Raw genomic sequence first — 14,279 nt, 5'->3', positions numbered from 1 at the left:
ACTTCACCTATAAGAGAAAGCTCTTTTACTTGTCGTCGCTATCGTTTGTTTCGCTGTTATCACTTTTGAGCGAAGAAAGCTTGGCGAAAACCTTGTCGGCGTCCAGTTCTTCGTCTTTCTTATCGTTAATTTCAAGGTTTTCGGTTGCCGATGCCGGTAGCAATGTGCCATCTTCTGGCATTGCAGCAGGACGGTTTTTGGCTGCTTTTTCTACTTCTATATCAAGTTCGATTTGCGAGCAAAGTCCCAGTGTTACCGGATCCATCGGTGTCAAATTTGCCGAATTCCAGTGTGTACGATTGCGAATTTGTTCGATTGTCGATTTGGTTGTGCCGATCAAACGGGCAATCTGTGCATCTTTCAATTCGGAATGATTGCGTACCAGCCACAAAATCGCATTCGGACGATCCTGACGCTTTGAAAGGGGTGTATAGCGCGGCCCTTTGCGCTTGTTTTCCGGAAGGCGAACTTTGGGTTCGGAAATTTTCAGGCGGTAATCATTATTCTTTTCGCCGCGTTCGATTTCATCACGCGTCAATTGACCGGTAATGATGGGATCAAGCCCTTTGATGCCTTGTGCTGATTCTCCATCGGCAATCGCTTTGACTTCCAATGGATGCAATTTGCAAAAAGCGGCGATCTGGTCAAAAGAAAGCGCCGTATTATCAACCAGCCAAACGGCTGTAGCTTTGGGCATCAATAGTTGTGTTGCCATAACATTATCCTCTCGTTCGCCCGCTCCGGTGAGGCGGGACGTGGAATAGACCACATTTTCCGGGAATTCGCCAAGCCTTATAAACCGAATTTTATAAAACGACAAGACATGAGGTGAAACTCGCAAGCCCCTTAGTCAATTTCGAGAATTATTTTGCCTATATGGGCGCTTGATTCCATGCGTTCATGAGCCTTTGCCGCCTCTTCAAGCGGAAAAACCTTATCAATAACCGGCTGAATTTTACCTGTTTCAAGAAGCGGCCAGACTTTTTCCTTTAATTGGGCGGCGATGGCGGCTTTGAAGACAGTATCGCGTGCCCGCAAGGTCGAGCCGGTATGAATAAGCCGTTTTACAAAAATGTAGTTGAGATTGACTGTTGCCATAGAGCCGGAAAGATTGGCAATCTGGACAATACGTCCATCAGGTGCAGCGATTTTGTAATTCTTGTTGGTATAATCTCCCCCGACCATATCAAGGATTACATTGACACCTTTTTTACCGGTAAATTCCTGAGCTTTGCTGACAAAGTCCTCTGTTCGGTAATTGATTGCAAGATCGGCTCCAAGTTTCAAACAGGCTTCGCATTTTTCCGCTGTTCCTGCTGTAGTAAGCACCTTGGCACCGAAAGCTTTTGCCAATTGGATAGCTGTCGTGCCAATGCCGGAAGTACCGCCATGAACAAGAAAAACTTCCCCCGATTTCAAATGGGCACGATCAAAAACATTGCTCCAAACGGTGAAGAAAGTTTCAGGAAGCGCCGCCGCTTTGATAAAATCATAGCCTTCCGGAACAGGCAAAGCATTATCGGCAGCAACAGCGGCATATTCGGCATAACCACCACCGGCGATCAGCGCCGTGACTTTGTCGCCAATCTTCCATTGTTTGACTGCAACACCAAGTTTGACAATTTCACCGGCAACCTCCAACCCCGGTAGTGGCGAAGCGCCTTCCGGCGGCGGATAACTTCCTTGTCTTTGAAAAACATCAGGGCGGTTCACACCGGCTGCACGGACACGCACAAGAATTTCATTATCTTTAATATCCGGAACATCGACTTCGACAAGTTTGAGGACTTCAGGCCCGCCCTTACCGGCAATTTCAATAGCCCGCATTGTCTTTTCAGAAAAAGTCATTGTGTTCCCTTTCATCGAATTTCTTGTGTTTTCTACCAAATTTTCCGGCATTGACCTTGCAAATATTTTTCTTCCCCCCCCAAGACAATTCCGTTTACAAGACAATTCCGTTTGCAAGACAATTCCGTTTAAACGAATTTCCCTCAAAAATAGCTGTTCTTTCGGGCAATCACCCGATGCTTGTGATCGCTTTGCCGATCCGGTCGTTCAACAGTTTACGTTTTTCACATCAAACATTTGAATTGTTGAAACGCGTTTTTACAAAAATTCGCTCTTCTTTTTCGCTCGTCTCTGTCACACACCGGTTTCTTTTCTGTCACACATCGGCTTCTTTTTTGTCACACACCGGTTATTGCCGGAAAAACAGACCCGCCATTTTCGCGAATACCACTTCTTTGACAAAGGTCAAATAGCGTTCAACATCGCGCTTCCATCATAGTTCAAGTAAATTTTATTCAGACCACTTATATCTTGTCGGGGGGCGTTCGGAACTTCGTTGTGTCCGGTTCGGGACACAATCATTTCTTGTTCGGGGCACGATAATTCGCGCCCCGTTTTAAAAAAGCAAATGCCGGCGTTTAAAGATTCTTCAGCTTTTCAATTTCATCTTTGAGTGCAAGCTTTTTCCGCTTGAGTTCATTGATCGACAAATCGTCAGCCGAAGGTGAAGCCATAGCTTTGTCAATTTCCGTTTCAAGCTCCTGGTGTTTACGTTCCAAAGATGCCAGATGTGCTTCAGTTGCCATACCATGCTCCTTATTTACGGTATTAACTTTGTATTTTATGCAAAGCCTGTTTCAATTATTATGAAATAGCTTGGCGTTGAAAAATAACTTGGCATCTTTAAGATTAATTGTCGACTTCAAAATCGAATAATACAGAATTTGACAATTAAACATTTCCGCAATTTTTCTTTCGTGATATAGGCAAAAAATTAATGATGGGCTTTAAAGACCGACTGATAAACAAGCTCCATGCCATATAAGCACGATTGCAAAAATAGGACGGCCAGAGAATGTCAGAACAGGAACAGGTTGATGTCAAATTGGCCGTTGCCAAGCTGAAGCAGGAACATGCTGATTATGATGCAGCAATTGACGCTATGATAAAAGCTGGTTGTGACCAGTTACAAATCCAGCGGATGAAAAAAAAGAAGCTGGCAATCAAAGACCAGTTACAGAAACTTGAAGATCGAATTATTCCCGACATCATCGCCTGATATAAAGGGGCAGGAAAAATTATGGGCACAGAAACACATGATGTTGCCATTATTATGGGCAGCCAATCCGATTGGGAAACAATGCGCCATGCGGCCGAAACGCTAAAAAGTCTCGGCATCGGTTATGAAGCAAGAATCGTTTCGGCTCACCGCACGCCTGATCGCTTGTACGATTTTGCCAAAGGCGCCAAAAAAGCCGGTTTCAAGATTATTATTGCCGGTGCCGGAGGTGCTGCCCATTTGCCGGGAATGACCGCTGCCATGACCAGTCTTCCGGTATTCGGTGTTCCTGTCCAGTCACGCGCATTATCGGGACAGGATTCGCTTCTTTCCATTGTACAAATGCCGGCAGGTGTACCGGTCGGAACACTTGCGATCGGCAAAGCCGGTGCCATTAATGCGGCACTTCTTGCCGCCGCTGTCCTTGCCCTTTCAGACAAGGCTCTCGCAGAGCGGCTTGATGAATGGCGCACCAACCAGACTGCCGGTGTTTCGGAATTTCCGGCTGACGAGGTAAAAAATGAAAAGTCTTGAACCAGGAGATACAATCGGCATCATCGGCGGCGGGCAACTTGCTCGCATGATGGCGAGTGCTGCGGCACGGCTCGGATTTCATACAATTATTCTTGAGCCAACGCCGGATTGTCCGGCAGCACAGACGGCCAATCGACAAATCGTGGCGAATTACGACGATGAAAAAGCCTTGGATGAACTCGCCAATTTATCCGATGTTATTACTTATGAATTCGAGAATGTTCCGGCTCGCGCCGTTGACCGGCTTGCCAAAAAAGCAACTGTTTTGCCAAAGCCCGCAGCACTCGAAGTTTCGCAGGATCGTTTTACCGAAAAGAAATTTTTGAACGACAGCGGCATAAAAACCGCTCCGTGGTTTCTTGTCGACAATCGTCAAATGCTGATTGCCGGTCTTGGCAATGTTGGCGGCAAAGGCATTCTGAAGTCACGCCGATTCGGTTATGATGGCAAGGGACAGGTGCGGCTTGATAATCCGGATGAAGAAGAAATCGACAAAGCGCTTGCCGATATTGGCAATGTGCCTGCCATTCTTGAAGGATTTGTTCCGTTCAAAAAAGAAATATCGGTTATTGCCGCACGTGACTTTAAAGGCCGTGTTGCTTTTTATGATTGCCCTGAAAATGTTCACCGCGATGGAATTTTAAGGACATCCACCGTTCCGGCTGCCATTGACAAAAAAACCGCTGAAACAGCGCAAAAAGCTGCGGAAACAATTCTTCATGAACTCGATTATATCGGCGTGATCGGGGTCGAATTTTTTGTTCTGGAAGACGGCTCGGTTCTAGCCAATGAATTGGCACCGCGCGTTCATAATTCCGGCCACTGGACAGAGGCGGCCTGCCTTATCTCGCAATTCGAGCAGCATATACGTGCAGTCACCGGTCTTCCTTTGGGCAAAACAACGCGGCATAGCAATTGTGTAATGGAAAATCTGATCGGCGAGGATGTGAAACGCTTGCCCGATCTATTGGCTGAACCGCAAACTTTCATCGACCTTTATGGAAAAGCGGAGTTGAGAGCGGGAAGAAAAATGGGGCACATTATAAGGCTGACCGGTCGACCTTGATGACAGATAAAAGGCAGCGATAAACATCTTCATTGCCTCATTCCTGATAGAATTTGCCAACAGAAACACTATTTTTACGTGATTTGCAGTTGACAAACCCTCTATCGTCAGGCTATTTGACCGACGAAATTCAAGCCCGATTACGGGACTAATCCTTTTACCCGGCGACGGGTTATACAAACGGTGATTGAAATGAAAATTAAAAATTCGCTCAGAGCGCTCAAGGGTCGTCACCGCGACAACCGCATGGTTCGCCGCAAGGGTCGTATATACATCATCAATAAGACCAACCCGCGCTTCAAAGCCCGTCAGGGTTGATTATTCGATATATGATTTAAAAAGGCTCCGTTTCGGAGCCTTTTTTATTTCCCCCGGATTTTTCCGGCATTGCTTCGGTTCGTTCATCCATATAAGATCGCCAACAAGATATGTTGCAGTTTTGAATAACAAAATCATGTGTCACAGGCGACAAGTGACAAAGAAAAACGACAGTGGCAGAGGAAATAATGTTGAAGAGATTGAAAATTCATTTTTTCATTATGTCGCTATCTATTGTAATGGCGGTGTTGCCTGCGACAGTTTTTTCCCAAGGCTTGCCGGAACTTCCACCACAAGAAGATCCTGATTCTCCGCCATTATCGCCTGAAGATATGATTCCGGAGAAACCTTCACCGGATGAAGCATTGCCCGATCTTGGAAAAGACCAGAATGCATTACAAAAAAAGCAGGCTGAAATCGACCGTTTGCTCGCTGTTTTGAAACGAACACCCGATTACAAGGAAGCGGGAAAAATAAGCCGCCAGATTCAAGGCCTGTGGGCGCAATCGGGGAGCGATACGATTGATCTTCTCATGCAATGGGCGGAAGACGCAATCAACGAGCAAGATTATGCCATGGCGCTCGATTTTCTTGATAATGTGGTCGCTTTGCAACCTGATTATGCCGAAGGTTGGGCGCGTCGTGCTGCCGTTCATGTGCAATTGAATGACCTGAAACTTGCAATGAGCGATCTGAAACGTTCCCTTGAGCTGGAACCCAGAAATTATAATGCCCTGTTTCTTGTCGGGTCGATTCTGGAAATGACAGGGCGCAATAAGCTTGCGCTACACGCCTATGAAGATGCATTGAAAATTTATCCACAAATGCAACGCGCCCAAAAACATGTTGCCGATATTCTGGAAGAACAGACCGGGCAAGCCATCTGACTTTCAGCCAAATCACACCACTTCCGGATGCGGTAAAAATTACTTTTCAAAAACTACTTTGCAGACTGGTAACAGGCGGTGACTTGACCTATATTGGCGAAGGCGTTCTGCTCTTCTCGACAGGAATAACTGCATCCCCGGGGCCTTATTGATCTCTAAGGGAGCTGTCCCTGATTAGGCTCGTGGGCCTTTTCATATGGCGCCCACCTACGTTGTAGGTTTCCCGGGATCAAATACATTCCACCGGTTGCTGCGGATCGCCACTTTCTCTCTCCAAATTGTGTGGCGCCTAAACGAAAATCTTTCCACACCTATAAGCCACTGCCCGTTTCAATTTATAGCTGCACTCCTCTTCCTGCTTCAATTTTATTTCTTCAAATCAACCTCATCATCTTCTTCAAATTGTTTCGATCAATATTGCGGGTTCGGCCTTTCCCCTGTTTTCTTGCCGATTTTCATGCCGATGCGTGGTGATTGAAGAAATCATGGAGTTTATCGAAGCGATTGACCGGTTTCCACCATTCTCTTGGCAATATTTTATAAAACAGCTTTGAAAAAACCGGATGATCGTCCATTATCGCGCATGAGTGAACCGGATTTTAACACTAAATCGCAGAGCAGCTTTGAAGAAATAAACGGAAGTGGAAAACGTTTCTCGCAAAATGACCAACAACAAAAACACGCTTCGACGGGAAGCACTGGCAAAACGCGACCGGATACCGGAAAAACAACGTGTTGTCATTTCACAAAAACTCGTCGTTGAGCTTCAAAAGCTGCTCGCCATTTTGAAAGGCAAAACGGTTGCAGGGTTCTGGCCGATCAAAAGCGAAATCGACCCGCGCCCTCTCATGTCGGCCTTGAAAAAACATGGCTTTAAACTGGCTTTGCCCGCACTTATTGATAAAACGACGATGGTTTTCAGAATTTTTGAAGATGAGGGAAAACTCGTTGATATGGGTTTTGGCACAGTGGGGCCATCTGAAGACGCGCAAATTGTTGCGCCGGAAACACTCCTCGTTCCGCTTTCGGCTTTTGACAGCAAAGGAAACAGGATCGGTTATGGCGCCGGTTACTATGATCGGGCAATTGCAAGCATGAGAGAAAACGGGCATAACCCGTTATTGATCGGGCTTGCTTTCGATTGTCAGGAAGTTCCATCAATACCGGCAGAGCCACACGATCAAAAATTGGCAATGATACTGACCGAAAGCGGTTTGAGGTCTTTTTAAAATATGTTTAGAGCAAAATTATGAGATTTTTATTTTTAGGTGACATGGTTGGCAAATCCGGCCGCACAGCAGTGTTCCAGAAGCTTCCCGGCCTGATATCGGGTCTCAAGCTCGACTTTGTTGTCGTTAACGGTGAAAATGCAGCTTCCGGCTTCGGCATTACCGAAAAAATCTATAATGAAACACTGGAAGCCGGTGCAAATGTTGTAACCACCGGCAACCATGCGTTCGACCAGAAAGAAACTCTGACTTTTGCCGATCATGCCGACCGGTTTTTAAGACCTGCAAATTTTCCGAAAGGGACGGCGGGCAAAGGTTCGGGTGTCTATATTGCAAAAAACGGTGCGCGTGTGCTTGTTGCCAATGTTATGGGGCGGGTATTTATGCATCCTGATCTTGACGATCCGTTCGAGGCAGCCGAACGCATTGTCGGCGAATGTCCGCTTGGCGAGCAGGCCGATGCCGTGATTTTTGATTTCCATGCCGAAGCCACAAGCGAAAAACAATGTTTCGGCCATTTTCTTGATGGTCGCGCCAGTGTGGTGGTGGGCACTCATACCCATGTTCCGACAGCCGATTATCAGATTTTCAGTGGCGGCACTGCGTTTATGTCGGATGCCGGTATGTGTGGCGATTATGATTCGTCACTCGGCATGGATAAAGAAGAACCGCTCAACCGTTTTGTTACAAAAATATCGCGTGGTCGCTATGAACCGGCGAGCGGGCCTGCAACCATTTGTGGACTTGCAGTTGAAATTTCCGACCGCACAGGACTTGCAGAAAAAGTATCCGCCTTGCGACTTGGACCGCGATTGGAAGAATGCTTGCCGGATTTTTGGTGAAAGACGGGCAACTCTTTACCTTTTCACTCGTTTTCCGTATAAGGCGCTCATTCAGATTTTATTAGAACATTGTCCGACAGGAAACTTCGATTATTCCAAGGCTCGCTGTCGGTGAAAACCGAAAGGTGATCTATGTCAGGCCATTCACAGTTTAAGAATATTATGCATCGCAAAGGTCGTCAGGATGCGATGCGCTCGAAGATGTTTTCCAAACTCGCCCGCGAAATAACCGTTGCGGCCAAGCTTGGTGTGCCGGATCCTGCGATGAATGCCCGTTTACGCTTGGCTGTGCAGAATGCAAGAGCCCAGTCCATGCCGAAAGACAATATCGAACGGGCGATTAAAAAGGCTGCCGGTAATGATGGCGAAAATTATGAAGAAGTCCGCTACGAGGGTTACGGCCCGGCTGGTGTCGCTGTTATTGTTGAAGCTTTGACAGATAACCGCAACCGTACCGCCTCCAATGTTCGTGCCGCTTTCACCAAAGCAGGTGGTGCATTGGGTGAAACAGGTTCGGTCGGCTTCATGTTCAATCGCGTTGGCGAAATTGTTTATAAACCGGAAGCCGGTGACGCAGACAAAGTTATGGAAGCTGCCATTGAAGCAGGTGCCGATGATGTCCAGTCTGATGAAGATGGTCACGTCATTACTTGCGCTTTTGAAAATGTCGGCGAAGTTTCCAAAGCACTTGAAGCCGCACTCGGTGAAGCCGAATCGGTCAAAGTTGTCTGGAAACCATCAACGACAACGCCGATTGATGAAGAAAAAGCCGAATCGGTTCTTCGTCTGATTTCTACCTTGGAAGAAGATGATGACGTCCAGAACGTCTATGCCAATTTCGAGGTTAGTGACGAAGTCATGGCAAAGCTTGCCGCCGAATAAATTTATTCTTGAAGTTTCAAACTGGATTGTTCCGGCTTTCGGGTGTTTTTTAAACCTCCCGAAGGCCGGTTTTTTATCGGAGTGCCGACTTCATCTCCCGTCTGTGGGATTTGTCTCCTGTTCACATGCCGGTTGCTTGTTAAAAAACAGCTTGTTTTTCAAAAGCAGGCTTTGACCTCAAGATAGTTAGAATTTTTCTCGACCTTCATCTTCTTGCCTGCCGTGGCAACCAAGTCTTTCGACAACCGTTTCAGAGGTAGAGTTGGAAAATATCGTGCATTCGAGAACCATTGCGATATTTTTTAAACAATAAAAAACCCGCCGGATTGGCGGGTTTTTAGAGGAAATAGAAACTTATTAAAGGCCGAGATTGCCAAAACGGTTTTTGAACTTGGAAACGCGACCACCGCGGTCAACGAGGGTTTGTGAACCACCAGTCCAAGCCGGATGTGTTCTCGGATCAATATCAAGATTCATGGTGTCACCTTCTTTGCCCCAAGTGGAGCGGGTGAAATACTCGGTGCCATCTGTCATCACAACCTTGATGGTGTGGTAATCGGGATGAATATCAGCTTTCATGACGCGAACTTCCTGCTTCTAACGGGAACGAACAGTCACATGGTGTATTTTCATGATGCCATCCGTTCATCAATTTGATAAACAAAGCCCGGACTTCACCGGACTTCGATAAAAATCTGGTGTTGCCTATACAACAGCACGAACGATAGCACAAGGGCACAATAGAATATGGATAAGAAGAACAGCATGGAAAATAGCGAAAAAAGACTATCTGCCCCGAAAAAACATAGCTTGCGTCCCTTATCAGCACTGCAACCTTATGTATTCCGCTATAAAAAACTTGCCTTTTCGGCTGCTGTTTCTTTGATTGTTGCTGCCCTTGTCATGTTGGCACTTCCCATTGCAATCCGCCGTATGCTCGATCATGGCTTTAGTTTAAGCAACGGTACCATGATAAATTCCTATTTTGCGGTGCTGTTTCTGCTTGCTGCAATCCTGGCTCTTGCTTCAGCCGGACGTTATTATTCGGTAATTACTCTGGGTGAACATGTGGTGGCCGATCTCCGGCGGGATGTTTTTTCCCATATTATCAACTTGTCACCGGAATTTTTCGACAAAGCCCGTTCCGGTGAAATTATCTCGCGCTTGTCTGCCGATACAACACAAGTAAAATCTGCTGTCGGTGCTACAGCTTCGGTTTTCTTGCGCAATATTATCATGGCCGTTGGTGCTGTTATCATGATGATTGTAACCAGTCCGAAACTGTCGGCTATGGTGCTTGTGGCAATTCCCATTGTTGTTATTCCGCTCATTGTTTTCGGCCGCAAAGTGCGCAAAAGAACCCGCCTTGCACAAGACCGTCTTGCCGATGCGACAGCACTTGCTTCCGAACAGGTGAGTGCTATCCGCACTATTCAGGCTTTTACGGCTGAACAAAATGTCAATAAACGGTTTTCCCAATTGATAGAACGGGCTTTCCAATCGGCACGTGGCTCCATTCTGTCGCGCGCATTTTTAACCGCCTTTGCCATTTTTCTTGTTTTTGGCAGTGTTGTAGCCGTGTTGTGGATTGGCTCGAACGATGTCTTGAATAAAACCATGACGGCCGGAACATTGGGGCAATTCGTTCTTTATGCGGTTTTCGGTGCCAGTGCATTCGGCCAATTATCGGAAGTTGGTGCAGAACTCGCACAGGCAACAGGGGCTGCCGAAAGACTTGCCGAACTGCTTGTTGAAAAAACTGCAATTACTGTTCCCGCAAGCCCGTTGAAACTGCCTGAACCGGCACGGGGTGCAATCAACTTCAATCATGTCGATTTTGCCTATCCGACCAGAAAATCGCAAGCTGTCTTGCACAATTTGACATTTTCGATCAAAGCCGGAGAGACGGTTGCTTTTGTTGGCCCGTCCGGTGGTGGCAAAAGCACAATTTTCTCATTGATCTTGCGCTTTTATGACCCTGATAGTGGCAATCTTACTTTTGATGGTACGGAAATTTCCAAAGTCAAGCTTGAAGATTTACGCTCGCGCATTGCCTATGTCCCGCAGGATGTCGCCATTTTTGACGGAACTTTGCGGGAGAATATCGCCTTTGGCAATCCTTTAGCCGATAATAAAGCTATTGAAGAAGCGGCCGAGGCTGCCCATGCACTCGACTTCATTCATAATTTGAAAGACGGTTTTGAAACTGAAGTCGGCGAGCGCGGCATTACCCTTTCAGGCGGACAAAAGCAACGCATAGCCATTGCCCGCGCAATTTTGCGCAATGCTCCGCTTCTTTTGCTTGACGAAGCAACATCCGCACTTGATGCGGAAAACGAGATGCTTGTACAAAGAGCACTTGAAGGATTAATGAAAAATCGCACAACACTGGTTATCGCCCACCGTTTGGCAACAGTTTTGAAAGCCGACAGAATTGTTGTTCTTGATAAAGGTGCTATTGTCGAAGAAGGCACACATGACGAACTGGTTGCGCAAAACGGCCTTTATGCGCGCTTGGCAAAACTCCAATTCTCGCATTGAAGACAATACGGCAAAAGAAAATACAGGAATTAGAAAACAGGCCAGACTATGGTTCAGATTCGCGTTGAGCCCAAAATTGACGGCGTTTCAGGTTGGTTTGCCACATCGCCCGATCATGGAATAACAATTGGCAAAAGCTTTGAAGAAAATAAAGACTTTGATTTTGTGATTATCGGAGCGGGCTTTATCGGCCTTTCTTTGGCTCATCGGCTCTGCGAACGCCAACCTGATGCCAAGATTGCGGTCATTGATGCACTTAAAGTTGGCGAAGGCACTTCGGGGCGGAATGCCGGCTTTATCATTGATGTTCCGCACAATGTGGATGGCGGCAAAACAACCCCCGATCATGACCGGCGGCTTTATGCATTAAATAAATTTGCCATAAAGCGTTTGCGTGATTTTAAAGACCATTATGCTATTTCCTGTGACTGGCAGGAAAGCGGTAAATATATGGCCGCCCGCGAAACAAATAACCTCGGCAATCTGAACCATTTTGCCGCACAACTCAAAAATGACGGGTTTGATTATCAGGATATTGCCGGAGACGATTTAGCGAAACGATTGGGAACTAGCTATTATCAACGGGCAATCTATACAAAGGGCAATGTTCTTGTTAACCCTGCCGCACTTATCCGTGGTATTGCCAAAGCCTTGCCATCTTCTGTCAGCCTTTTTGAACAAACACCCGTTACAGAAATCACTTATGGTTCTAAGCATGTGATTAGAACCGCCCGCGGGCATATTACGGCAAAATTTATCTTCGAGGCAGGCAATATTTTCAACAGTGAATTCGGCTATGAAAAGCACCGTCTTGCGCCCGTCTACACTTATGCCAGCCTGACAAAACCGCTTGAGGCTAATGATGTCGAAAAGTATTTTTCCAATGTAAAACCGTGGGGCATTACCTCGGCTCATCCGGCAGGCACAACAGTGCGCTATACCCCCGACCACCGCATCTTTATTCGTAATATATTGCGTTTTGCACCAACATTGACGACTTCAAAAGATGATCTCGACTTTGCCTTGAACCATCATAGGCGTTCGTTCGAGAACCGTTTTCCTATGCTCTCCCATATTCCGTTCGAATTCACATGGGGCGGAATGATTGCCGTTACGCTCAACCAGAATTATGTTTTCCATAAACCTGCTGAAAACATCATGGTTTTGAATGGCTGTAACGGCGTTGGCGTAGCAAAAGGTACGTATCTCGGATTTTATGCGGCCGATTTTATTTCTGGTGATAATAATGAAGAAATCCGCTTCATTCGCGAGAACAGACATCCGAGCTTTATTGTGCCCGATCCGATCCGTTCGCTTGTTGCCCGCTACCGGTTGAAAAAAGAGCAAGCCGCCGCTGGCGGTGATTTATGAGGTGAACGTAACTCAAACGAAACACATATGTGCACACTTTAGCTTAAAAAAAATTCCCGCTTTCAAAAAAGCGGGAATGGAATTTGATAGAAATTTCTGAACAAAGCTTAGCCCTCAGATCGGTTTTTTGATCGTCTTCATCAGTGCTTTATGAATAAGCTCGTTTCCGGCAACAATATTCTTTTTCCCGAAGATATTCTGCCCGCCATCTTTATCACTGACAAAGCCACCGGCTTCCCGAACCATCAAAAGGCCGGCCGCCATATCCCATGGCTGTAGATTATCTTCCCAAAAACCGTCAAGACGACCGGCTGCAACATAAGCAAGATCAACTGCTGCCGCACCCATACGCCGGATACCTGCCACTTCGGCCATCACATTGCGCAGTTCGACAAGATATTCACCGTGATGACCACGACCAAGATGGGGAATACCTGTTCCGATAACGCAATCTTCAAGCTTGCGGCGATTGGCAACCCGCATGCGTCTATCATTGAGAAACACGCCACCACCACGCTCGGCAGTGAAGAGTTCATCCATTGCGGGATTATAAATCACACCGGCAACAATCTGTCCCTGACGCTCCAATGCAATCGAAACGCCGAAAAAAGGTATGCCGTGAAGAAAATTGGTTGTTCCGTCAAGCGGGTCGACAATAAAACGATGTTGCGTGTCGCTGCCGTTGATCTCGCCCGATTCTTCCATGAGAAAACAATAATCCGGACGCGCTTTCAAAAGCTCTGTCCGGACAATATCTTCTGCGCGTCGATCGGCCTGACTGACATAATCGGCAGGCCCTTTCAAAGACACTTGAAGATTTTGTACCTCACCATAGTCACGGGCAAGCGACCGCCCCGCTTTCATTGCCGCTTGTACCATGACATTCATTATCGCTGAACGCGCCATCAAACCAATCCTTAATCTGCACGACGCAGATAAATAAGCTCGTTTGTATCCACAACCACTTTCTCGCCTGCCGAAATAAACGGCGGCACGAGAATGCGGATGCCATTTTCCAGAACGGCCGGCTTATAGGAAGAAGCAGCCGTCTGCCCCTTAACAACCGGATCCGCTTCGGTAATCGTCAATGTGACCTGATCGGGCAAATCAATACCGATCGGCTTTTCTTCATAAAGTTCAACCGTGACCTTCATGCCATCCTGAAGGAAAGCAGCACGTTCGCCAACAAAATCTTTCTGTAATTCAAGCTGCTCGAAAGTTTCTGAATCCATGAAAACAAGTGCGTCACCCTGCTCGTAAAGGAACGTATAGTCCTTTTGCTCAAGTCTTACTTTTTCAACAGTTTCAGCAGCGCGGAAACGTTCGTTCAATTTTGTTCCATCAAGCAGATTCTTCAATTCAACCTGATTGAAGGCACCGCCTTTACCCGGTTTGACGGCATTGCATTTGACTGCAACCCAAAGGCTGCCATTATGTTCAATCACATTGCCAGGGCGAATTTCATTGCCATTAATCTTCATAGTTTTCATCCGACATTAGATTATTATGGAATAAGGACATTAGAATATGCCCTCAATTAAC

General features: G+C 46.6%; 16 protein-coding genes and 1 other RNA gene. 11 read left to right on the top strand and 6 right to left on the bottom strand.

The window, feature by feature from the left end; translation table 11 throughout:
- Positions 1–25: 25 nt before the first annotated feature.
- The 3 genes from H3S94_RS05110 to H3S94_RS05100 all read right to left on the bottom strand — a co-directional run bounded on the left by H3S94_RS05110 (position 26) and on the right by H3S94_RS05100 (position 2,594).
- The gene (locus H3S94_RS05110) at positions 26–715 is read right to left on the bottom strand and encodes a DUF1013 domain-containing protein (RefSeq protein ID WP_077993973.1); all 690 of its coding nucleotides are present in this window, start codon (positions 713–715) and stop codon (positions 26–28) included.
- 131 nt (positions 716–846) lie between these two features.
- On the bottom strand, positions 847–1,848 hold the full coding sequence (locus H3S94_RS05105) for an NAD(P)H-quinone oxidoreductase (protein WP_246786405.1): 1,002 nt from the start codon (positions 1,846–1,848) through the stop codon (positions 847–849).
- Positions 1,849–2,426: 578 nt separating this feature from the next.
- The gene (locus H3S94_RS05100; protein ID WP_077993977.1) at positions 2,427–2,594 is read right to left on the bottom strand and encodes a YdcH family protein; all 168 of its coding nucleotides are present in this window, start codon (positions 2,592–2,594) and stop codon (positions 2,427–2,429) included.
- A 269-nt stretch (positions 2,595–2,863) separates the two neighbouring features.
- On the opposite strand from H3S94_RS05100, the gene H3S94_RS05095 reads away from it, so the two are divergent.
- The 9 genes from H3S94_RS05095 to H3S94_RS05055 all read left to right on the top strand — a co-directional run bounded on the left by H3S94_RS05095 (position 2,864) and on the right by H3S94_RS05055 (position 8,825).
- Positions 2,864–3,067 (top strand): YdcH family protein, encoded by a 204-nt coding sequence (locus H3S94_RS05095; protein WP_077993980.1) that lies wholly within the window; start codon positions 2,864–2,866, stop codon positions 3,065–3,067.
- Positions 3,068–3,088: 21 nt separating this feature from the next.
- Positions 3,089–3,601, top strand: coding sequence for a 5-(carboxyamino)imidazole ribonucleotide mutase (gene purE, locus H3S94_RS05090; RefSeq protein WP_077993981.1), 513 nt, complete (start codon positions 3,089–3,091; stop codon positions 3,599–3,601).
- Positions 3,588–4,667: a 5-(carboxyamino)imidazole ribonucleotide synthase gene (locus H3S94_RS05085; RefSeq protein WP_198240427.1), complete on the top strand. Its 1,080-nt coding sequence runs from the start codon at positions 3,588–3,590 to the stop codon at positions 4,665–4,667. Before purE ends, H3S94_RS05085 begins: the two co-directional genes overlap by 14 nt.
- A gap of 192 nt (positions 4,668–4,859) precedes the next feature.
- Positions 4,860–4,985: a type B 50S ribosomal protein L36 gene (ykgO, locus tag H3S94_RS05080; RefSeq protein ID WP_075869311.1), complete on the top strand. Its 126-nt coding sequence runs from the start codon at positions 4,860–4,862 to the stop codon at positions 4,983–4,985.
- Positions 4,986–5,158: 173 nt separating this feature from the next.
- Positions 5,159–5,872 carry a hypothetical protein gene (locus H3S94_RS05075; RefSeq protein ID WP_369805169.1) on the top strand — a complete coding sequence of 238 codons (714 nt, stop codon included), beginning with the start codon at positions 5,159–5,161 and terminating at the stop codon, positions 5,870–5,872.
- 101 nt (positions 5,873–5,973) lie between these two features.
- A non-coding RNA gene (gene ssrS, locus H3S94_RS05070) (6S RNA) lies at positions 5,974–6,135 on the top strand.
- Positions 6,136–6,534: 399 nt separating this feature from the next.
- On the top strand, positions 6,535–7,101 hold the full coding sequence (locus H3S94_RS05065; protein ID WP_198240426.1) for a 5-formyltetrahydrofolate cyclo-ligase: 567 nt from the start codon (positions 6,535–6,537) through the stop codon (positions 7,099–7,101).
- Positions 7,102–7,121: 20 nt separating this feature from the next.
- Positions 7,122–7,943 carry a TIGR00282 family metallophosphoesterase gene (locus H3S94_RS05060; RefSeq protein ID WP_077993991.1) on the top strand — a complete coding sequence of 274 codons (822 nt, stop codon included), beginning with the start codon at positions 7,122–7,124 and terminating at the stop codon, positions 7,941–7,943.
- Positions 7,944–8,075: 132 nt separating this feature from the next.
- Positions 8,076–8,825, top strand: coding sequence for a YebC/PmpR family DNA-binding transcriptional regulator (locus H3S94_RS05055; protein ID WP_077993993.1), 750 nt, complete (start codon positions 8,076–8,078; stop codon positions 8,823–8,825).
- A 357-nt stretch (positions 8,826–9,182) separates the two neighbouring features.
- Here H3S94_RS05055 and rpmE read toward each other — a convergent pair whose 3' ends face one another.
- On the bottom strand, positions 9,183–9,404 hold the full coding sequence (gene rpmE, locus H3S94_RS05050) for a 50S ribosomal protein L31 (protein ID WP_075869314.1): 222 nt from the start codon (positions 9,402–9,404) through the stop codon (positions 9,183–9,185).
- 168 nt (positions 9,405–9,572) lie between these two features.
- Between rpmE and H3S94_RS05045 the strand changes: the two genes are divergently transcribed.
- Entirely contained in the window at positions 9,573–11,366 is a 1,794-nt protein-coding gene (locus H3S94_RS05045; RefSeq protein ID WP_077993995.1) for an ABC transporter transmembrane domain-containing protein, read from the top strand.
- A 48-nt stretch (positions 11,367–11,414) separates the two neighbouring features.
- Entirely contained in the window at positions 11,415–12,737 is a 1,323-nt protein-coding gene (locus tag H3S94_RS05040; RefSeq protein ID WP_198240425.1) for an FAD-binding oxidoreductase, read from the top strand.
- A gap of 114 nt (positions 12,738–12,851) precedes the next feature.
- Here the strand turns inward: H3S94_RS05040 and H3S94_RS05035 are convergent, their stop codons facing one another.
- Both H3S94_RS05035 and efp read right to left on the bottom strand, forming a co-directional pair.
- Positions 12,852–13,643: an inositol monophosphatase family protein gene (locus tag H3S94_RS05035; protein ID WP_077973022.1), complete on the bottom strand. Its 792-nt coding sequence runs from the start codon at positions 13,641–13,643 to the stop codon at positions 12,852–12,854.
- Between the two features lie 11 nt (positions 13,644–13,654).
- Positions 13,655–14,218, bottom strand: a complete 564-nt coding sequence (gene efp / locus H3S94_RS05030; protein WP_077993998.1) for an elongation factor P — start codon at positions 14,216–14,218, stop codon at positions 13,655–13,657.
- Positions 14,219–14,279 lie beyond the last annotated feature (61 nt).

Source organism: Bartonella sp. B10834G3 (assembly GCF_016102505.1).
In the GTDB taxonomy this organism is placed as follows: domain Bacteria; phylum Pseudomonadota; class Alphaproteobacteria; order Rhizobiales; family Rhizobiaceae; genus Bartonella; species Bartonella choladocola.
This window is presented reverse-complemented; position numbering and strand designations above follow the sequence as displayed.

Coding starts and splice junctions, on each gene's coding strand:
- rpmE (WP_075869314.1), bottom strand. CDS start 9,404: ATGAAAGCTGATATTCATCCCGATTACCACACCATCAAGGTTGTGATG.
- efp (WP_077993998.1), bottom strand. CDS start 14,218: ATGAAGATTAATGGCAATGAAATTCGCCCTGGCAATGTGATTGAACAT.
- ykgO (WP_075869311.1), top strand. CDS start 4,860: ATGAAAATTAAAAATTCGCTCAGAGCGCTCAAGGGTCGTCACCGCGAC.
- purE (WP_077993981.1), top strand. CDS start 3,089: ATGGGCACAGAAACACATGATGTTGCCATTATTATGGGCAGCCAATCC.
- H3S94_RS05040 (WP_198240425.1), top strand. CDS start 11,415: ATGGTTCAGATTCGCGTTGAGCCCAAAATTGACGGCGTTTCAGGTTGG.
- H3S94_RS05055 (WP_077993993.1), top strand. CDS start 8,076: ATGTCAGGCCATTCACAGTTTAAGAATATTATGCATCGCAAAGGTCGT.
- H3S94_RS05060 (WP_077993991.1), top strand. CDS start 7,122: ATGAGATTTTTATTTTTAGGTGACATGGTTGGCAAATCCGGCCGCACA.
- H3S94_RS05095 (WP_077993980.1), top strand. CDS start 2,864: ATGTCAGAACAGGAACAGGTTGATGTCAAATTGGCCGTTGCCAAGCTG.
- H3S94_RS05045 (WP_077993995.1), top strand. CDS start 9,573: ATGGATAAGAAGAACAGCATGGAAAATAGCGAAAAAAGACTATCTGCC.
- H3S94_RS05110 (WP_077993973.1), bottom strand. CDS start 715: ATGGCAACACAACTATTGATGCCCAAAGCTACAGCCGTTTGGCTGGTT.
- H3S94_RS05085 (WP_198240427.1), top strand. CDS start 3,588: ATGAAAAGTCTTGAACCAGGAGATACAATCGGCATCATCGGCGGCGGG.
- H3S94_RS05035 (WP_077973022.1), bottom strand. CDS start 13,643: ATGGCGCGTTCAGCGATAATGAATGTCATGGTACAAGCGGCAATGAAA.
- H3S94_RS05065 (WP_198240426.1), top strand. CDS start 6,535: ATGACCAACAACAAAAACACGCTTCGACGGGAAGCACTGGCAAAACGC.
- H3S94_RS05100 (WP_077993977.1), bottom strand. CDS start 2,594: ATGGCAACTGAAGCACATCTGGCATCTTTGGAACGTAAACACCAGGAG.
- H3S94_RS05105 (WP_246786405.1), bottom strand. CDS start 1,848: ATGACTTTTTCTGAAAAGACAATGCGGGCTATTGAAATTGCCGGTAAG.